14 protein-coding genes and 1 pseudogene are annotated in these 18,681 nt (G+C 70.5%); 5 read left to right on the forward strand and 10 right to left on the reverse strand.

Annotation, left to right across the window (positions count from 1 at the left end; all coding sequences use genetic code 11):
• The first annotated feature begins 34 nt into the window (after nt 1-34).
• The 4 genes from POF73_RS05820 to POF73_RS05835 are packed head-to-tail and all read left to right on the forward strand — an operon-like array spanning nt 35 to nt 4,878.
• On the forward strand, nt 35-973 hold the full coding sequence (locus tag POF73_RS05820; RefSeq protein WP_272113383.1) for a fumarylacetoacetate hydrolase family protein: 939 nt from the start codon (nt 35-37) through the stop codon (nt 971-973).
• Between the two features lie 19 nt (nt 974-992).
• Complete coding sequence (mhpA, locus tag POF73_RS05825; protein WP_272113384.1) at nt 993-2,573, forward strand: bifunctional 3-(3-hydroxy-phenyl)propionate/3-hydroxycinnamic acid hydroxylase MhpA; 1,581 nt, start codon at nt 993-995, stop codon at nt 2,571-2,573.
• On the forward strand, nt 2,570-4,537 hold the full coding sequence (locus POF73_RS05830) for an acetoacetate--CoA ligase (RefSeq protein ID WP_272113385.1): 1,968 nt from the start codon (nt 2,570-2,572) through the stop codon (nt 4,535-4,537). The genes mhpA and POF73_RS05830 overlap by 4 nt, the downstream gene beginning before the upstream one ends.
• Entirely contained in the window at nt 4,534-4,878 is a 345-nt protein-coding gene (locus POF73_RS05835) for a DoxX family protein (protein ID WP_272113386.1), read from the forward strand. The genes POF73_RS05830 and POF73_RS05835 overlap by 4 nt, the downstream gene beginning before the upstream one ends.
• Before the next feature lie 805 nt (nt 4,879-5,683).
• Here POF73_RS05835 and POF73_RS05840 read toward each other — a convergent pair.
• The 3 genes from POF73_RS05840 to POF73_RS05850 are packed head-to-tail and all read right to left on the reverse strand — an operon-like array spanning nt 5,684 to nt 9,077.
• Nucleotides 5,684-7,240, reverse strand: a complete 1,557-nt coding sequence (locus POF73_RS05840) for an acyl-CoA synthetase (protein WP_272113387.1) — start codon at nt 7,238-7,240, stop codon at nt 5,684-5,686.
• Between the two features lie 26 nt (nt 7,241-7,266).
• Nucleotides 7,267-7,839 (reverse strand): flavin reductase family protein, encoded by a 573-nt coding sequence (locus POF73_RS05845; protein WP_272113388.1) that lies wholly within the window; start codon nt 7,837-7,839, stop codon nt 7,267-7,269.
• Nucleotides 7,836-9,077 (reverse strand): acyl-CoA dehydrogenase family protein, encoded by a 1,242-nt coding sequence (locus POF73_RS05850; RefSeq protein WP_272113389.1) that lies wholly within the window; start codon nt 9,075-9,077, stop codon nt 7,836-7,838. The genes POF73_RS05845 and POF73_RS05850 overlap by 4 nt, the downstream gene beginning before the upstream one ends.
• A 228-nt stretch (nt 9,078-9,305) precedes the next feature.
• Between POF73_RS05850 and POF73_RS05855 the strand changes: the two genes are divergently transcribed.
• Nucleotides 9,306-10,211, forward strand: coding sequence for a LysR family transcriptional regulator (locus POF73_RS05855; RefSeq protein ID WP_272113390.1), 906 nt, complete (start codon nt 9,306-9,308; stop codon nt 10,209-10,211).
• A 6-nt stretch (nt 10,212-10,217) separates the two neighbouring features.
• On the opposite strand, the gene POF73_RS05860 is transcribed toward POF73_RS05855, so the two are convergent.
• The 7 genes and pseudogenes from POF73_RS05860 to POF73_RS05890 all read right to left on the reverse strand — a co-directional run bounded on the left by POF73_RS05860 (nt 10,218) and on the right by POF73_RS05890 (nt 18,680).
• Nucleotides 10,218-11,297 carry a maleylacetate reductase gene (locus POF73_RS05860; RefSeq protein WP_272113391.1) on the reverse strand — a complete coding sequence of 360 codons (1,080 nt, stop codon included), beginning with the start codon at nt 11,295-11,297 and terminating at the stop codon, nt 10,218-10,220.
• Nucleotides 11,294-12,181: an intradiol ring-cleavage dioxygenase gene (locus POF73_RS05865; RefSeq protein ID WP_272113392.1), complete on the reverse strand. Its 888-nt coding sequence runs from the start codon at nt 12,179-12,181 to the stop codon at nt 11,294-11,296. The genes POF73_RS05860 and POF73_RS05865 overlap by 4 nt, the downstream gene beginning before the upstream one ends.
• Before the next feature lie 6 nt (nt 12,182-12,187).
• Entirely contained in the window at nt 12,188-13,954 is a 1,767-nt protein-coding gene (locus tag POF73_RS05870; protein ID WP_272113393.1) for an FAD-dependent oxidoreductase, read from the reverse strand.
• A complete protein-coding gene (locus POF73_RS05875) occupies nt 13,951-15,048 on the reverse strand; it encodes an alpha/beta hydrolase (protein ID WP_272113394.1) in 1,098 nt (365 codons plus the stop codon). The genes POF73_RS05870 and POF73_RS05875 overlap by 4 nt, the downstream gene beginning before the upstream one ends.
• A gap of 123 nt (nt 15,049-15,171) precedes the next feature.
• Nucleotides 15,172-15,348, reverse strand: a complete 177-nt coding sequence (locus POF73_RS05880; RefSeq protein ID WP_272113395.1) for a hypothetical protein — start codon at nt 15,346-15,348, stop codon at nt 15,172-15,174.
• A 164-nt stretch (nt 15,349-15,512) separates the two neighbouring features.
• Nucleotides 15,513-16,514: pseudogene (locus POF73_RS05885) on the reverse strand (transketolase-like TK C-terminal-containing protein); the annotation flags it as partial.
• A 318-nt stretch (nt 16,515-16,832) separates the two neighbouring features.
• Nucleotides 16,833-18,680 (reverse strand): FAD-dependent monooxygenase, encoded by a 1,848-nt coding sequence (locus tag POF73_RS05890; RefSeq protein WP_272113397.1) that lies wholly within the window; start codon nt 18,678-18,680, stop codon nt 16,833-16,835.
• Nucleotide 18,681: the final 1 nt, after the last annotated feature.

An 18,681-nucleotide genomic window follows, 5' to 3' on the forward strand; every position in this document is an offset into this window, starting at 1 on the left:
CTCCGCCCGCCAATCCCCTGACAAAGGCACTGACATGAGCACCAATGTCCTGCGTACCGCCGACGGCTGGTGGGTCGTCCGCGGTGACCGGGCCGTCCCGGTCGACACCAAGGCCGTCACCACCGCCGAGCTGCTGACCGACCGTGAAGCCGTCCGTGAGGCCGCCGTCTCCGGCGAGCCGGGCACTCCGATCGCCGACCTGGTGGCGCTCTCGCCGGTCACCACGCCCTGCCGGGTGGTCGCCCAGATGGTCAACTACCGCAGCCACGCCCGCGATTCGGGCTTCACCGGCGACATCCCTCCCGCCTTCTTCCGCAAGGCGTCCGGCTCGGTCAGCGGCCCCGGCGACGCCGTCGTCCGCCCCTCCCACGTGAAGTTCCTCGACTACGAGATCGAACTCGGGCTCGTCATGGGCGCACCCCTGCCCGTCGGCACCGTCGTCGAGGAGCGGGACCTGCCCTCGTACGTCGCCGGACTGGTGATCACCAACGACGTCAGCGCCCGCGAGGTGCAGCTGACCAAGACACAGTTCTACGAGAGCAAGTCGTACCCCACCTTCACGCCGACCGGTCCGCACCTGACGCTGCTGGAGCCGGAGGACTTCGCCCATCTCCTGGACCTGCGGCTGAAGCTGAGCGTCAACGGCGAGCTGCGCCAGGACCGCACCCTCGCCGACATGATCGTCCGTCCGGCGCAGGCGCTCACCCTGCTGGCCCGCTTCCAGACCCTGGACGCCGGCGACCTGCTGCTCACCGGCACCCCTGGTGGCACGGCCCTGAAGGCGCCGCCGAAGGCTGTCGAGAAGATCGGCGCGCTGCTGCCTCCCTCGGTGAAGTGGAAGGCCTTCTTCAAGAGCCAGGCCAAGAACCCGCACTACCTGCACACGGGTGACGTGATCACGGCGACGATCGCGACCCCGGACGGCCGGATCGACCTCGGCGAGCAGCGTACGCCCGTCGCAGACGCGAAGTAGGACCTGAGGTGAGCCGCACATGACCGTCGATGAAGCCGCATCCGTCCCCGTCGTGATCATCGGCGCCGGACCCGTGGGCGTGACCGCCGCCCTCCTCCTCGCCCGGCGTGGAGTCCGCAGTGTCGTCCTCGAACGCCACGCGGACCTCTATCCGCTCCCGCGCGCCGTCGCCATGGACGACGAGGTGCGCAGGATCCTGCAGGCCGCAGGCGCCGGCGAGGAGTTCACCGCAGTCGCCCGGCCGGCGAACGGGCTGCGGCTGCTGGACGCCCGGCACCGGGTGATGGCCGAGTTCCGGCGTACCAAGGACGGTCTGCACGGCTACCCGCAGACCAGCATGTTCGACCAGCCAGAACTGGAGCGGGTACTGCGCGACGCCCTGGCCCGGCGCCCGGAGTGCGAGCTGCGCGGTGGCGTGGAGGTCATCGGCGTGGGCCCGGACACCACGGGCCCCGTGCGAGTGACGTACCGCGACGACACCGGCGACCACGAGCTGTGGGCCGACGCGGTCCTCGGCTGCGACGGCGCCAACAGCCTCACCCGGGAGGCCATCGGCGGCGTCTGGGAGGACCTGCGTTTCGAGGAACGCTGGACCGTCATCGACGTCCGCACGACAGCCGACGTCCGCTGCTGGGAAGGCGTCGACCAGATCTGCGACCCGGACCGGCCGGCCACCTTCATGCGCGTGAGCGAGAACCGCTACCGCTGGGAGTTCCGGCTCGGGGAAGGACAAGAGACGGTCCGTGAGCTGGTCGCTCCGTGGTTGCCGCCCTCGTACGACGGGGACTTCGAGGTGGTCCGCGAGACGCAGTACACCTTCCGGGCCCGCGTCGCCGACAGCTGGCGCAGCGGACGGGTCTTCCTGCTCGGCGACGCCGCCCACCTCACCCCGCCGTTCATCGGACAGGGCCTCTGCTCGGGACTGCGGGACGCCTACAACCTCACCTGGAAACTCGCCCGCGTCCTCCAACAGGGCGGCGATGAACGGCTGTTGGACACCTACGAGAGCGAACGCAAGCCGCACGCACGGCATGTGGTCCGCCTCGCGGTCGCCATGGGCTGGGCCATGACCGGCGGCCAGGACGGCGCCGCCGCGATCCGCCGCCGGGCGCTGGCCGCCGCCTGCCGCATACCCGGCCTGACCGAGCTGGCCGGCCGCGACCTCAGCCCGCCCCTCACCGCCGGACCGCTCGTTCGCCGCGGGGGCCGCCGACGCCTGGCGGGCACGCACTGTCCGCAACCGTGGGTGAGCGTCGACGGACGGCGTACCCGTCTCGACGAGCTGCTCGGCGACTCCTTCACCGTGCTGACCGCCACCGAACCCGGCCCCTCCCTGACCGCGCTCGCGCACGGCCTCGGCGTGCACGCGATCCCGGTGGCCGACCTCGGCGACGACGGCACCCTCGCCGCCTGGCTGCGCGCCGGACGCGCGGACGCGGTCCTGCTGCGGCCCGACCGTGTCGTGATGGACGTCGTCCCCTCGGGCGGCCGCGACTTCACGTCGACCGCCGCCTGGGCCTCCCTGCTGCACACCACCCGAAGCCCTGTCCCTTCCGAACGGATGGCCCCGAAAAGCCTGTTGAGGAGTACGACACGATGAGCACGCCCTTCTTCACCCCCGATCCGGAGAAGGCGGCCGCCAGTCGCATCGCGGACTTCGCCCGCTACGTCGGGGTGGACGGCCTTGACTATGCCGCCCTGCATCGCTGGTCGGTCGCCCACCTGGAGAGCTTCTGGGGCGCGGTGTGGGAGTACTTCGGCATCGACGCCGACACCCCGTACGAGCAGGTGCTGGCCGAGGACAGCATGCCCGGCGCCCAGTGGTTTCCCGGCGCAACGCTCAACTACGCCCACCACGCGCTGCGTAACGTCCGCGACGACGACACGGCGATCCTCGCTCTCGACGAGACCGGCTCCGGGTACGAGGTGACCGGCGCACGGCTGCGTGCCCTGGTGGCCTCCGTCGCCGCCACCCTGCGCGACCTCGGCGTCGGCAAGGGCGACCGGGTCGTCGGCTATCTGCCCAACACCCCGCACGCCATCGTCTCGTTCCTCGCCGCTGCGAGCCTGGGCGCCGTGTGGTCGGTGTGCGGTCAGGACTACGCCCCCAAGGCCGCCGCCGACCGGTTCGCCCAGCTGGAACCCACCGTGCTGATCGCCGCCGACGGCTACCTCTTCAACGGCACCACCCACGACCGCCGCCACGCCGCCCTCGAACTCGCCCAGGCGCTGCCGACGTTGAAGGCGACCCTGCTGGTGGACCACGTCGGCCTGCCCTGGCCCTCGCAGGCCTACCCGTCGCTGGTCGTCCCCTGGGAGGACGCCTCGACCCGCACCGAGCGACTCGACTGCGCACCGGTCCCGTTCGACCATCCGCTGTGGGTCGTGTTCTCCTCCGGCACCACCGGCCTGCCCAAGGGCATCGTCCACGGCCACGGCGGCGTGCTCCTGGAGCACCTGAAAACCCTGGGCCTGCATTCGGACTTGGGCCCCGGCGACCGCCTCCTCTGGTACACCACCACCCACTGGATGATGTGGAACCTGGTCGCCTCCACCCTCCTGACCGGCGCCACGACCTGCACCTACGACGGCAGCCCGGCCCCCTTCGCCAAGCTCGACCGGCTATGGGAACTGGCCGCCCGCCACCGGGTCACCGTCTTCGGCACCAGCCCCCAATACCTGCTGGGCATGGCCAAGTTCGGCATCGACCCGTCCGCGCACGACCTGTCGTCGATCCGCGTCGTCGGCTGCACGGGCTCGGCCCTGCCCGCCTCCGCCTACCCCTGGGTCCGCGAGCACGTCGGCGACCACGTTCTGCTGGCCTCCATCAGCGGCGGCACCGACATCGTCTCCGGCTTCGCGGGCAGCGCCCCCAACACCCCGGTCTGGGCAGGCGAGTTGTCCGCGCCGCACCTGGGGGTGGCGCTGGCCGCGTACGACGCCGAGGGCTTCCCCGTCATCGACCAGGTCGGCGAGCTGGTCGTCACCCGCCCCATGCCCTCGATGCCGCTGTACTTCTGGAACGACCCGGAGGGCACGCGCTACCGCGACGCCTACTTCTCGGCGTACCCCGGGGTGTGGCGGCACGGCGACTGGATCACGGTCACGGGGCACGGCTCGGTGATTATCCACGGCCGCTCCGACTCGACGCTCAACCGCAACGGTGTACGGCTCGGCAGCGCCGACATCCACGATGTCGTCGAACGCCTCCCCGAGATCACCGAGGCCCTCGTCATCGGCGCGGAGGAACCCGACGGCGGCTACTGGATGCCCCTGTTCGTGGTCCCGGCGGCCGGGGTGACCCTGGACGACACCCTGCGCGAGAAGATCCGCGACGCCGTCCGCACCGGCGCCTCACCCCGCCACGTCCCCGACGAAGTCCTCGAAGTGCCGGGCATCCCGCACACACGCACCGGCAAGAAGCTGGAGGTCCCGATCAAGCGGCTGCTCCAGGGCGCCGCGGTGGAGCAGGTCGTCAATCCGGCCACTGTGGACAGTCCCGAACTCATCGACCACTACGTCCGGCTGGGCGCCGAGCGCCGCAAGGGCAGGTCCGCCTCATGACCACCGCGCTCGCTGTCGCCCTGTCTCTGATCTTCCTTCCGCTAGGGCTGGCGAAGCTGGCCTCGGCGCCGTTCATGCGCCAGGCGGCGGCCCATCTCGGCTTGTCGGTACGGCTCTACCGCGTCGTCGGCGCCCTGGAGGTGGCCGGGGTCGCCGGACTGCTGACGGGGCTGACCTGGACGCCGCTGGGCGTGGCCGCCGCGACAGGCCTCGCCCTGCTCATGGCCGCCGCGGCGGTGGTCCACCTGCGCCACGGCGACCCGCCGCCCCGAGCCGTCCCGGCCGCCGTAATGGCCCTGATCTCCTTGACATACGTGGCAACGGCGATGACGTCCGGCTAACGCGTTCTGGACGGCCGGGCACGGGCGGCGGCCCCCTGTGAGGGGGCGGCCGCCCCTCCCCGGCTCCGCGTGGGCTGCCATCGCACATCGGCCTCCCCCTCCCCCCTCCGGTCGGCCCTGGACGCGCTGTGGTTGGTCATCGGCGTCGTGGTGCAGGCTGCCTCGGCCCACGACAACACCGCTGGCACCGCCCTGCTCGGCCAGGTCGTCGAGCGGTGCGGGATGCGGCTGCAGAAGGCCCTGGTGGATCAGGGCTTCTAGGACGAAGTCCTGATCCATGGCGTGTTGTCGGACATCGATGTCGAGGTCGTCCGTCGCAACCCCGATGACCAGCGCAAAGGCTTCGTCCCGCAACCGAAAAGGCGGATTGTGGAGCAGGTCAACGGCGTTGTACCGCCGTCTGGCCCGTGAATACGACCACCGGCCCGGCACCTCTGCCTCACGGATCTAGTGGGCCTCCATTGAGGCGTCCTGTGCGGCCCATTTACAGGGAGAACACGTTTGAACGAGGCTGCCGACGAAGCAGTGAACGACGTGGTCCGATGCGAGCGTCCGGGTGAACCAGCGCTCGCGCAGCTCGCTTTCAGCACGTCGACGACAAGGCCGGCGCGGTGGTGGTCGGCCATCGAGTAGCGACGCTCCATCGGGTAGCAGACCCCTGCTCATCTCAAACCGTGCTGGATTCGTGCTGGGAAAGACGAGAGCGCCCGTGCTGGGGCTTGCACTGTCCAGATTCCCGCGGCGGCAGGAAGCGCGTCGGCGAACGGCCTCCGCACCCCTTTCGCGACCGTGAGGTCGAAGTGGATCAGCCGCCACCCGGCGTTTTCGGGTCCCCTGGCCTCATGCCTCCTCGGGCCGGCATTGAGCCGTACTGGCTGCGCAGCCGGGCTTTGAGGATCTTGCCGGTGGCGTTGCGGGGCAAGGTGTCGACGAGGACGACCGATTTGGGGAGCTTGTACTTGGCGAGTCGGCCGGACAGGGAGTTCATGATGTCGTCGGGCGACACCTCGGCGCCCGCGCGGGGCACGACCAGCGCTCTGCCGACCTCGCCCCATCGTTCGTCGGGTACGCCGATCACCGCGCATTCGGCGACCGCGGGATGCTGGTAGAGGAGTTGCTCGACCTCTGCGGGGTAGACGTTCTCCCCACCGGAGATGTACATGTCCTTGATCCGGTCGACGATCGTGACGTACCCCTCCTCGTCGACGGTGGCCCCGTCTCCGGAGCGGAACCAACTTCCGTCCACGAAGGCGTCCTTGGTCGCTTCGGGCCACTGCCAGTACCCCTTCATCACGTTGGGGCCCTCGATGATCACCTCGCCGACCTCGCCCGGTGCGACATCGGTGAGGTCGGGGCGCACCACGCGTACGTCGGTGAAGAAGCAGGGCGTGCCGGCCGAGCCGGCCTTGCGGATGCTGTCACGCGCGCGCAGGCCCAGCGCGGCGGGGGCGGTCTCGGTCAGGCCGTACGCCTGGAGGAAGGTCAGGCCACGGTCCTGGTATGTGTGGATGAGGTCCTTGGGTACGGGTGCCGCCGCGCACTGCAGGATCCGGATCGACGACAGGTCGGCCGTCGCCCACCGCGACGACCGGGCCATGGCCTGGTACATCGCGGGCACGCCGAACATCCTCGTCACCCGGTGCTCGGCGATGATGTCGAGCACCCGTTCCGGGTCGAAGCCGCGCATCAGCACCGACGTCCCTCCCTTGAGGAAGCCCGGCAGGAAGACGGTGTTGAGGGCGGCGGTGTGGAACATCGGTGCCACCACCAGAGCGACCTCGTCGGAGACGATGTCCACGTCCAGCAGCATGTTGAAGCAGTTCCAGGCGATGTTGGCGTGAGTCAGCATGACGCCCTTGGGACGGCCGCTGGTGCCGGAGGTGTACTGGATCATGCACACCTCGTCGAGGCCGACCGTCTCGTCCAGGGGGTCGTCGGGTGCGTCCGCCAGCAGCTCCTCGTACGCGCTCCCCACCTCGACGTAGTGCTTCACCTCCACGTCGTCCCTCAACGCGTCCACGACATCGGTGAGTTCGGCGCCGTACAGCAGTACCGACGCCCCCGCGTCCCCCAGGATGAAGGCCAACTCAGGTGCCGCGAGGCGGGTGTTGAGCGGTACGAAGACGGCGCCCAGCGCGTTCGCGGCGAACAGGGTCTCCGCCAGGGCCGGATGGTTCGCGCCAAGGTAGGCCACCCGGTCGCCGTGGCCGACCCCCAGGGCACGCAGGGCGTGAGCGAGCCGCGTCACGCGGGCGGCCAGCTCTCCGTAGGACAGGGATCCGCCGTCGTGCACGACGGCGGTGGCCTCCGGTGCCATGCGGGCGCGCCGCGCGGGCCACGAGCCGAGCCCTTGATCGCGCATGGTGCGTCTCTCTTCTCTCAGAGCTCTCAGAGCCAGTCGGGCCAGGTGTAGTCGGCCGATTCGTCGTGGTCCCGGCGGGGCGGCAACGGGGCGAGCCGCCCCCGGGAGAAGACCAGCGGCGAGACGCCGGTCTTCTCCACCCCGAGTTCCCGTACGCGGCCGAGGACGAAGTAGTGGTCGCCGAGGGGCCACACGTCGGCGATGTCGCAGTCGATCCAGGCGGCGACGCCCGCCAGGACGGGGCTGCCCGAGGGCGCGCCGCGCCACGGGTGGCGGTCGAAGACGTCGGGGGCCTTGGCGCTGACATCCCGGCAGAGGCCCTCCTGGCCGGCGGCCAGCACGTTCACGCAGAAGGCGCCGCCGGCCATGATCCTGGGCCAGGTGGTGGAGGAGCGGCCGGGGAAGAACGCGACGAGCGGGGGGTCGAGGGACACCGAGGTGAACGAGCCGATGACCATGCCGACCGGGGTGCCTTCGGGTTCCTTCGCGGTGACCACCGTGACACCCGTCGGGTAGTGGCCGAGCACGTGCCGGAACAAGCCGGGGTCGTCCGCCGGGCCACCGCCGGGCGCCGTCGTGGCGGGCGTCTGCCGGTTCACGCCGGGGTCTCCAGCCCGAGCAGAACACGGGCGTACCCCGTGGCCCACGAGCCGTGCTGCGCGTTGATGTGGGTCTTGTACGTGGCGACGTCGCGCAGGTACCGCTGCATGCGCTGGCCGTTCGCCAGCGCGCTGGAGCCACTGGCCGAGACCAGCATCTCGACGGCCTGGCAGGCGAGTTGGCCGGACTGCCGGGCCGCGAGGGAGAGAGCCCGGTCGTCCAGTTCGGAGAAGGGCTCGCCCCCTGCCAGGCCCCGGGCCGCGTAGGCGGCGTAGTCGTCCGCGACCGACAGGATGATCCGCTGCGCGCTGTCGGCCAGGGCCGTGGCCAGACCGAGGTTGCGCTGGTGTTCCGGATCGTGGCTGCGCGGCTTGAAGGGCGGCAGCGGGCTGTTCTTGGTGGTGATGATCCGCTGGTACTCGTCGACCGCGGCCCAGGCGGTGCCCGCCACGACCGAACACAGCTGGATGTTGAAGAACGACATCAGCCGGCCCGCGTACATAGGGTTGCCGTGCAGTTCCACCCCCGGCCCGTCGGCGGCGTCGTGCGCCAGGAGGTGGGTCCTGGACACATACTCGTACGGTACGAGGACGTCCTCGGCCACGACGCTGTTGGAGCCGCTGCCGCGGAAGCCCAGGATCTCGCCCCAGTTGTCGAGCATCCGCCAGCCGGAGGGCACGAGCACCATGCCCGGCGTGGGCGTGCCGCCCTCTTCGTCGATGATGAGCACGCCACCCAGGAAGTGCGTGGAGACGTTGACTCCGGAGGCGTAGTCCCAGCGGCCGTTGACCCGGTACCCGTCGGGGGTCCTCGTCGCGGTGGCGCTCGGGGCCACCGGCAGCGGGGCCCGGAAGTCACCGTCCGGCCCGAACACCTCGCGCTGGGTGCTCTCGGGGAAGCGGCCGGCCACCACCAGGCTGTGGGAGGCGGCCAGACACAGGTTCCAGCCGCTGGACGGGCAGCCGCGGGCCACCTCGGTGACCATCCGGGAGTAGGTCCGCAGGTCGAACTCGTAGCCGCCGAAGCGGCGTGGCTGGAGGGACCGGTAGAAACCCGCCTCCAGGAACGCCTTGTGCGTGTCCTCGGAGATACCGGTTCGCTGTTCGGTCTCGTCCTGATGATCACGTAGCCAGGACCTCATGCCGGCGGCCCGGCGCACCAGTTCCTCTGGTGTCAGGTCCGGCTCCGGCTGCGGAATCTCGATGATTTTCTCGGCTGTCTCGGTTGTCTCGGACAATTCGCACCCCATCCGCTGCTGTTCTGGGTCGGCCTGAAGGGAGTGTTGGCGGCGCGGCGAAGGACCGTCCAATGCCGGTGACTGTGGGCTTGATGAGTGCCGTGCATCACAGCAGGTCGGAGGGGGTGACGGGAATGCCGCACATTTCTGCCTGGTGACGTGCGGGGAAGCGCGCTGTAACCTGGCGCGGACCACAACGCCGTGGACCTCGCCTTTCTGGAGGGCTGAGTGGAACTCCGGAGCCTGCGCCATTTCTCGGCGCTCGCCGAGACCTTGAATTACCGGGTCGCCGCCGAGCGTCTGCACCTCACCCAGCCTGCGCTGACGCGCTCGATCGCCGCCCTCGAGCGTGAGTTGGGCGTCCAGCTGTTCGACCGCGACAAACGGCATGTGGCGCTCACCGCCGACGGCGCGGAGCTGCTCGTACGGGCGGGCGAGGTGCTGGCCGATGCCGACCGGCTCGCCGCCGCCGCAGACACCATCAGGGCCAGGCGACGGGACGAGGTGCGGGTCGCGCTCTACGGGATGGCTCTCGCGGAGCTGACGCATCCGGTCATCGAGGCGTTCTGCGAGCGGTATCCCAGAGTCACGATCCGGGTGCACGAAGCGGACTTCCACCAGGGGCACGCCCCGTTGCTGGCCGGCGAGTGCGACGTGGCGCTGATGTGTCTGAGCGTCGACATGCCGGGCCTGACACGCGTACCGATCTTCACCGAGCCCGTTTCCGTCGGGCTGTGGAAGGGGCACCCGCTGGCCTCGGCCGCCGCGGTGGACATGACCGAGGTCTACGACCAGCCCTGGGTCACCCCCCACCCGGGCGACGACTGGTGGGTGGGGGGACGCCCCGGGGACCACGACGCCCCGACAGTCGGCTCCCACGCCCGCTCGGTCCTGGACATGTCCTCGAAGATCGCCTACCAGCACATGGTGGGACTGATGCCGCTGTCGGGCACCCGGATGTTCCCGCCACACCCGGGAGTGGAGGCCGTCGCTCCGAAAGAGCCCCTCCACGCGGTGGCCGCGGTCGCCTATCCGAAGACGGGCCACTCGCCCGCCGCCCCGGCGTTCGCTGAGGTCGCACGCCGGGTGGCCCGACGCGCGACCGGCGTTCCGTACGCCGAGATCTCCCCGTAGGAGGGGTCAGTCGCCGTACGGCGGCTCGCCCGCCCAGGCCGCGTGCAGGACGGCGCGCAGATCGTCGGCGAAGGCCGGGCGGGGATTCGCGTACGGCGCCCCGAGAGCGACGTCGACCGCACGGTCCACGTCGGCGGCGGTCAGGCCGAGGTCGGCGAGCGATCGCGGGATGCCCAGCCGCTCGCCCAGCTCGTGCAACTCCCGTACCGGATCCGGGACATCGAGCGCCCGGCGCAGCGCCGCCAGTGCCTCGGGAACCGCCGGCGCGTTGAACGCCAGCACATGGGGCAGGACGACGGCGTGTGTCTCGGCGTGCGGCAGGTCGAAGGTGCCGCCGAGCACATGGCAGAGCTTGTGGTGCAGCCCCATGGTGGTCGCGCCGAGACAGGCACCGCACAGCCACGCCCCGTACAGCGCGCGGCTGCGCGCGTCATGCCCCGAGGGGTCGGCGACGATCTCGGGAAGGGCCGCGGCCAGCGCCCGCACACCTTCCTCCGCCATGAGGGAGACGATCGGAGTGGAGTCCGGGGCGTACAGAGCCTCGACGGCGTGCGCGATCGCGTTCATGCCGCTCGTCGCGGACCCCACGGGCGGCATGGTGAGCGTGAGCAGCGGGTCGTACACGACGCTGCGCGGCAACACCTTCGGGTCGCGCCCGGTGCGTTTGACCGCGCCCTCGGTCAGGCCCCAGACGGGTGTCATCTCCGATCCGGCGTACGTCGTCGGGACGGCGACGATCGGCAGGCCGGTCCTGAGCGCGACGGCCTTGGCCAGGCCGGTCACGGAACCGCCGCCGACCGCCACGCAGCCGTCGGCCCGGGCTTCGCGAGCCGCCTCGACGGCCAGGTCGGCGACCTCCACCGGGACGTGCGTCACCGCCCCTGCGTGCAGCCCGGCGCAGGCGTCGCCGAGAGACGCGGCGACGGCACGGGCCGTGTCCAGGCCATGGTCGTCGCACAGCACGAGGACGCGGCGCAGGCCGAGAAGCGCGACCTCGTCGGGCACCGCGTCCGGGACGGCACCCGACCGGAAGAGGACGCGCATCGGCTGGGCCTGGTAGGTGAAGTCCAGGGCCTCGCCCTTCACACGATCACCGGTTGCAGCACGATGTCGAAGCGCGCCCGGCGGAAGGGGGTGGCCAGGCCCAACTCCGCGGCCTCCGCGGGGGAGTCCACCTCGACGAACTCCTCGACCAGGCTCTCCTTCACGGCGAAGACCGCGTCCGACTCCAGATAGTCGCTGCCCGCCACGAAGATGTGCGTCGTCACCGGGCTGTACCCCTCGGCGCCCACGATGAAGTGGACATGGGCCGGACGGTAGGGGTGACGGCCGGTCGCCTCCAGCAGCGAGCCGACCGGCCCGTCCGTCGGAATCGGATACGGGCTCGGAACGCACGAGCGGAACCAGAACCGCCCCTCCGCGTCCGCTGTGAACAGCCCGCGCCCATTGCCCGGCGGCTGCTTCTCCGGCTGCTGGACGTCGTAGAAGCCCTGGTCGTCGGCCTGCCACACGTCCAGCGTCGCACCGGGCAGCGGGGTGCCGTCGACAGAGACGACCCGTCCGCTGATCACACACGGCTCGCCGCCGCCGACCAGATCGATGTTCGCCCCGAGTTCACGGACCGGGGACTCGGTCATGTGGAAGGGGCCGAGCACCGTCGAGTCGGTCGCGGCGGCTGCCTTGTGGTCGTTGATCGTCTCGACGAGCATCGACACACCCAGGACGTCCGACAGCAGGATGAACTCCTGCCGAGTGTCGTCGCACATGTGCCCGGTCGCGGTGAGGAAGTCGATCGCCCGCTCCCACTCGGCCTGGGTCGGCTCGATGTCCCGTACGAAATCGTGCAGGTGACGCGTCAGGGAGGCCAGCACCTCGCGTAGTCGGGGATCGGAGGTGTGGGCGAAGCTTTCCAGCACCGCCGTCGTCGTCTCGGTCTCCGCGGTCTTCGCGGTCTTCGCCGTGAGGTCCATGGCCGCTCAGCCCCGCCCGAGGATCTGCCGCAGCGCGTCCCGCAGTGCGGCCGTGACGTCACCGGTGGCGTCCTGGCGGCGGAAGGCCACGTGGTTGTCCGGCCGCACCAGCAGCGCGCCCGAGTCGCCGATCTCCCGCAGCCGGGCCCAGTCCCCGTACGGGTCCTCGTACTCCTGGCCGGGGCCGATGACCGCCGTGGCGATCTCCAGGCCGAACTCCTTGCCGAGGATGCGGGCGGCCTCCGTCCAGGGCTCGCCACCGATGCCGGTGATCAGGGTGAACCGGCCGTTCCCGCCCAGGTCCAGGGTGGACAGATTGCGGGTGCCCGCGTCGAGCCAGGCGTGCGGGAGCTTGGCGCCGGGGCGGGTGCTCGGCTGGAAGTGCAGCTCGGGGTCGCGTGCGAAGCCGGGGTCCTCGGTGCCGTCCGGGACGATCGCGGTGGAGGTGTAGCGCTGGTTGAGGTCCACGCCGTGGGCGTTGAACTCGTATGCCTTGAAGGCGATCGCCTCCCGCAGCCGCGCCCGCTGCTCCTCGGCCTCCGCAGTGGCGTCCTTGCGGGCGGCGATGTTCCGCCACAGCTGCTCGGGAGTCTGCGGCGCCAGGCCGCCGAGCGCCTCGAAGACGGGTGCCGTTTCACCGATGGACTGGTTGGCCCGGGTGACGACCTGCTTGCCGACCGGTGCCCGCTCGTCACTGTAGGTGTCCAGCAGGGACGGGGACGCGGTGCCGTCCAGGACGAGCTTCAGCTTCCACGCCAGGTTGTAGGAGTCCTGGATGGAGGTGTTGGAGCCCAGCCCGTTGGACGGTGGGTGCCGGTGGCAGGCGTCGCCCGCGCAGAACACCCGGCCGTTGGAGTACGTCTCGGCGTACATCTCGTTGACCGTCCACGCGGAGGACGACTTGATGGTCACCGGGATCTCGTCGTCGCCGATCAGCCCCCGGACGACGGACAGGGCGTACTCCTCGGTGAGGTCCGGCGGCCCGGCGTCGACGTCGTAGCCCCACACGATCAGCCACTCGTTCCACGTCCGTACGCAGCGCACCAGGCCGGCGCCGATGCCGCCCACGGTCGCGCCGGGCGCCAGCACCCAGTAGAGGGTGGCCGGTCGGTGCGCCACGTACTTGCTGAGGTCCGCGTCGAAGACGATGTTGATGCTGCCGGCCACGCCCATCTGGCCGCCCATCGGCAGTCCGGCGTCCTCGGCCACCTTGCTGCGGCCGCCGTCCGCGCCGATCAGGTACTTGGCGCGGATGGTGTACGTGTCGCCGCGCAGCCGGTCGCGGACCGTGGCGGTCACGCCGTCGGCGTCCTGCTCGTGCGACAAATACTCGGTGTCGAACCGCAGTTGGCTTCCGCGCGCTATGGCCGCGTTCACGAGCACCGGCTCCATGAGGTGCTGCGGCATGTCGCACATGCGGGTGGGACTCGCCAGCTCGTGCGCGGCCTGCACGAGCGGTTCGTTGCCCCAGGACCTCAGCCGGCCGAGCTCCTCGCCCGCGATGGCGGTGCAGAAGACGGTGTTGCCCATCAGGTGCTGCGGGGTGGCCTGGGCGATCACATCCTCTTCGACACCGAGGTCACGCAGCACTTCCATGGTGCGCTGGTTGGTGATGTGCGCCCGGGGCGTGTCCGCGAGGCGTGAGTAGCGGGTGACCATGACGTTCGGCACGCCATAGGTGCTCAGCGCCAGTGCGGCGCTCGCTCCCGCGGGCCCGCTTCCCACGATGAGCACATCGGTCTCGACGGTCGGCACGGTCGGCACGGTTGTCATCGGGACGTTTCCTCCACATCGGCCAGTCGCTTGTTCAGCCAGGTCATCAGTGCCTCGGCCACGTCGTCGGAGTTCTTCTCGCCCATGGGCAGGTGACCGTTGCCCGTGAGCCCCAGGTCCGCCAGGCGCAGCAACTCGACGTCCGCACCGGCCTGGGCGAGGTAGTCGGCGACACCGTGCTGGTACGCCGCGAACGGCGAGTGGTCGGCCGCGACCACGGCGATCGGGAAGCCCTGGAGCCCTGGCAGGGACCGCACGGCGCCTGCCTCTTCGTCCTGGACGAGACAGTCCTGCAGCCCGTCGCCCCCCGCCTCGCGCAGCCGAAGGCGCAGTTCCTCCGGGGTCCGCGCCGGCGGCTCGTAAGTGATCGGGGCCGCGGTGAGCCCCCACTCCAGCTTTCCGAGGCCGGGCAGTTCGGTGAACGGCGGCCCGATCGGCTCGATGGAGACGACGGCCTTCACCAGCCCGGGCCGGGCATCGGCGACCAGCCAGCCGAACGGCCCGCCCATGGAGTGGGTGATCAGCACGGCCGGTCCGATACGGTCCAGCAACTCGGCCCCGCAGCGCCGCATCTGCTCCTCGTTCTCGGCGAAGGTGGGCAGCGTCGGGCCCTGGCTCGCCATCAACTGGTCCAGCGCGGAGTCGTCGCCGACCTCGCCGCTGCCGGGCCACTGGCCACCAGGTCGTCCCGCCCCGTCGCAGAACAGCCAGCGGATGAACTCGTACGTCGGCGCCGCGCCCTCGATGGGCCCGAGGACATCGGGGTGGTACGGGGAGCGCCCGTGACCTGGACGGTCGACCACGTACACGGCGTAACCGGCCTGGAGGAACCGGGTGGCCCAGCCGGGGCGCCCGTCCGGCGTCGACAGGTAGTCCGTGCCCTGGCCGCCGCCCCCGTGGACCATCACCACGGGCAGCGGATGCCGGAGATCGGCCGGGATCTGGTACTGGACGTACATCGCGGCCTCGGCGGCGGTCCCGGCCTCGGTCGGCTTGCGCCCGACGCCGACCCAGAACGCGCCTTGCTCGCTGATCGTCAACGGCGAGGCGGCACGGGCCGGCTCGGTGGTTCCGGGTGGTGGGGAGATGGTCATCGGTGAACCTCCGTCACGGCGTCTGCGCCCATCCCCAGCACTATTGGTGACCGGCTCCGGGCCGGTCCAATGCCGGTTGGGGACGCCGTGATGCATGGCGCTCATCAGCGTCCCCGAGGGCGGCTACTTCACCGGGAAGATGGGCGTGGCGGCGAGGGTGACCAGGGCGTCGGTGTAGAGCGCGGCCTCCAGATGCTCGACGACCGGCAGCTGCGGGTCGTGATCGGAGAGGCCGGTCAGGTGGAAGCTGCCGGTGCCGACCCAATCGCTCGCGACGTCGTCGACTCGGCGAGACAACACGACCGAGCCGCGAGAGGCAGACCTGGAGCAGGACTACCCGCCCTCGCACCCCCGGCAAGTGGAAGCGGTACGCGCCATCGCCGCCAAGTACCAGTTCGACCTCACCGGCGGCCGGCTCCGCGCCCGCACTCCCGACGATCGGGCTTGAGTTGAACGGGGCGGGGCTAATCGACCAGGTCCAGTGCGGCCCCGACGATGCTTTCGGTGTCAAGGTGGTGGTACCGGTAGACCTCGTCCAAGGAGCCGGACTGCCCGAAGCGGGTGACGCCAAGTGCTGTGGTCGGGACCTGGTTGATCGTGGCGAGGAAGGCCAGCGAGTGCGGGTGACCGTCCAGGATCGTGACCAGGGGTGTCGCCCTGTCGGCGGGAAACACCTCGTCAAGGATCCAGTGGTCGGCCGGGTCCTGGCCCTGGCGGGCACGCACGGCGCGGTAGAGGAGGTCGGGGCTGGTGATGCAGATGACGTCAGCCCGGATGCCGCTCTGGTCAAGGCGGTCGGCGGCCGCGAGGGCCTCCGGCACGAGGGCGCCCATGACGGCGAGGGTCACCGCCGGGTCGTCTGTGCGCCGCAGAGCGTAGGCCCCGGCTACGACCTGCCGTCGGCGGATTTCCCGGGCGGCAGGATCGACCGGGACGGCGGCGAGGCCCTGATCGATCGGGCGGGTGGACAGTCGCAGATAGGCCGATGTGCCATCCGGCTTCCCAAGGCGTCCGAGACTGGCCAGCAGGGTCCATTCGGTGTCGATGACGAAGGCCGGTTCGTAGGTCACGCAGCCAGGCTGTTCGATGCCGATCGAGGGAGTCTTGATCGATTGGTGGGCTCCGCCTTCCGGGGCGAGGGTCACCCCGGAAGGGGTGCCGACCAGAATGGACTGTCCCCCGGCGTAGATGCCGTACGACCACGGCTCCAGGGCGCGTTCGACGAACGGGTCGTAGAGCACGCCGATCGGCAGCAGGGGCTGGCCCCACCGGCTCCAGGCCGCGCCCAGCTCACCGATGAGGCCGACCAGGTTGACCTCGGCGATGCCCAGCTCGATGTGCTGTCCGCTGGGCTTTTCCCGCCAGTGCAGGATCGTTTCGCGGTCGTCGGCGAACCAGTCGGTCCGCTCGGTGGCCGACCAGACACCGACCTTGTTGACCCACCCACCGAGATTCGTCGATGTCTGGCCGAGTGGGGGGCTCGTCATTGTTGCCGTCCTTGACTTCGGTGTGAAACACGAACCATGAGAGTGCGCTTCCGCTCTCACATCTGCGGGGTGAGAAGCCATCGAGAAGGCTGCCTGGACCGAGACGGTCTGGGAGCCGTGAGCGGGAGCGATGCGCGAGGACCCACCGCTGTGAGCAAGGGTGCGCCCGCACCTTGCGAGGGTTCTTACAGCGTGTGACGGCGGCCGCCGGTAGCGGTGCCCAGGGGGAGGGAATGGTGCCAGAGGGTGTGTTTACAAGGAGGTCCTCGGTCAGTGAGGCACCTTCACAGCGTTGTCTTATTCGATGTTCGGGCTACTCACTGCTGGCACGAAGGAGTCTGCTCCCAGTTGGCGAGCAATAGCCGGATCGGGCTTCCAGTACGGCTGCCAATGGTCGCGCAGGAACCGGTTCAGCTCCGGCGGCGCCTGCCCGGCCGTGCCGGTGGTGCGCCAGGCGACGTGGCCGTCCGGCCGTACCAGAACCGCGCCGTGTCGGCCGACCTCGAACAGCTCCACGAGCGTCCCCTCCTCGGCCGGGGAGGCGGCGACCAGGCCGACGACGTGCACCGGGAGAGGGCTCTCGGCCGGTTGCTCCCGCAGTGCGCGCTCCCATGCCCCGGGATCGGGGGTGACGAGGGCGAGTCCGTCGTGCGGGAGCAGGTCGTGGACCGGGCGTGGGGTGTCCTCGTGCTGGACGACGGCGTGGGGGAGGCGGGCACCGGGTCGGGTGGTGGGGCGGTAGGTGACCACGTCGCCACCACCTGGCGGAGGGGTTTCGGCGTGGATGAGCGGACCGTCGTAGGTGTAGCCGAACTCGAGCCCGGTGGAGACGAAGTGCTCGAGCTGGTCCGGGATGGCGGCGGCGATGTGTGCCCGGACTCGCCGGCCGCGGGGGGTACTCGCGAGCAGCACTCCGGTGCGCTTGAGCTGGAGCGGGGTGAGGCGGTCGCAGGCCCAGCCCAGCGCGCGAGGGGGCACCCGGGACAACAGCGGGTGGGCGAGGGCCTCGGTGGTCTGCCGCACCGCGCGGTTGGTGATTCCCACGGGCGCGGTCACCTCGTCGAGGAGGAAGTGGTTGGCGACACTCTGCTCGGCGAAGCGTTCGACGACGGGTCTGCGCTCGGACTCGTATGTGTCGAGCAGGGCGTCGTCGGCGCCTCCACGGAGCACCGCGGCGATCTTCCAGGCGAGGTTGTGGGCGTCCTGCACGCCGCTGTTGAGGCCGAAACCGCCCGTGTGCGGGAAACGGTGCGCCGCGTCGCCGGCGAGGAGCAGGCGCCCCTGCCGGAAGGCGCGGGCCGTCTGGGAGGTCATCTTCCACGTGCCCGTGGACCGGATGGTGACCTCGGTGCTGCCCAGCACCCGCGGGAGTGCCCGTTCCCAATAGCGCCGGCTGTCCCTGGCGATTTCCTGTTCCGGGTGGAGGTAGGCGGTCATCAGGATGTAGTCGTCGTTCGCGTGGGCGATCATGACGCCGCAGAAGTCGGGCTGGTAGATCCAGCTGAGCAGCGGGCGGACCGTGCCGGGCGGGTGCAGTTCGGGGGCGTGGAAGAAGACGCTGCCCATGTTCGCCAGGACCGGGCCCCGCAGCGGAATGCCGGCGCTGTCCCGGACCACGCTGTTGGCGCCGTCGGCGGCGACCAGGTAGGCGGCATCGAGTGCCTGCGTGGCGCGCTCGGTGTGCACGGCGATCCGGTCGGCGCCCGCCTCGATCGCGCTGACCGCGGTGCCGGGGCGGAAGTCGACGAGCGGCTCGCGATCCAGCGCCGCCCAGAGCACGGGCATGAGCTGGTGCTGTCCGATGTGGGCGATCAGGAAAGGGCTGTGCGCCTGGAGGTCGGTAAGACGGTCGGGGTCCGACAGCAGGTCGATCTCGCCGAGCGACTCGGTGAGCCGTGAGCACCAGCGGATGATGTTGATCGTGTCTGTGGGCGGCGCCAGCGCGGTGATCTCCGTGGCAAGCCGGGGTGACGTGTGGTGCCAGATCTCGAGTGAGCGGGCGTTGATGATGTGGGCCGCAGGGTGCATCAGGGGCTGCTCGCGGCGTTCGAGCACCGTGCTGGGAATACCGTGTCGGGCCAGCAGTAGTGCGAGGGTGCTTCCCGTCGGGCCTGCGCCCGCGATCACGACCGGTGCGGTGCGCATG

Origin of the sequence: Streptomyces sp. HD (assembly GCF_028369295.1) — a bacterium.
In the GTDB taxonomy this organism is placed as follows: Bacteria; Actinomycetota; Actinomycetes; order Streptomycetales; family Streptomycetaceae; genus Streptomyces.

Bases quoted from the DNA above. Each gene is read 5' to 3' on its own strand.
- POF73_RS05820 (WP_272113383.1), top strand. From the start codon at position 35: ATGAGCACCAATGTCCTGCGTACCGCCGACGGCTGGTGGGTCGTCCGC.
- mhpA (WP_272113384.1), top strand. From the start codon at position 993: ATGACCGTCGATGAAGCCGCATCCGTCCCCGTCGTGATCATCGGCGCC.
- POF73_RS05830 (WP_272113385.1), top strand. From the start codon at position 2,570: ATGAGCACGCCCTTCTTCACCCCCGATCCGGAGAAGGCGGCCGCCAGT.
- POF73_RS05835 (WP_272113386.1), top strand. From the start codon at position 4,534: ATGACCACCGCGCTCGCTGTCGCCCTGTCTCTGATCTTCCTTCCGCTA.
- POF73_RS05840 (WP_272113387.1), bottom strand. From the start codon at position 7,240: ATGCGCGATCAAGGGCTCGGCTCGTGGCCCGCGCGGCGCGCCCGCATG.
- POF73_RS05865 (WP_272113392.1), bottom strand. From the start codon at position 12,181: ATGGACCTCACGGCGAAGACCGCGAAGACCGCGGAGACCGAGACGACG.
- POF73_RS05870 (WP_272113393.1), bottom strand. From the start codon at position 13,954: ATGACAACCGTGCCGACCGTGCCGACCGTCGAGACCGATGTGCTCATC.
- POF73_RS05875 (WP_272113394.1), bottom strand. From the start codon at position 15,048: ATGACCATCTCCCCACCACCCGGAACCACCGAGCCGGCCCGTGCCGCC.
- POF73_RS05890 (WP_272113397.1), bottom strand. From the start codon at position 18,680: ATGCGCACCGCACCGGTCGTGATCGCGGGCGCAGGCCCGACGGGAAGC.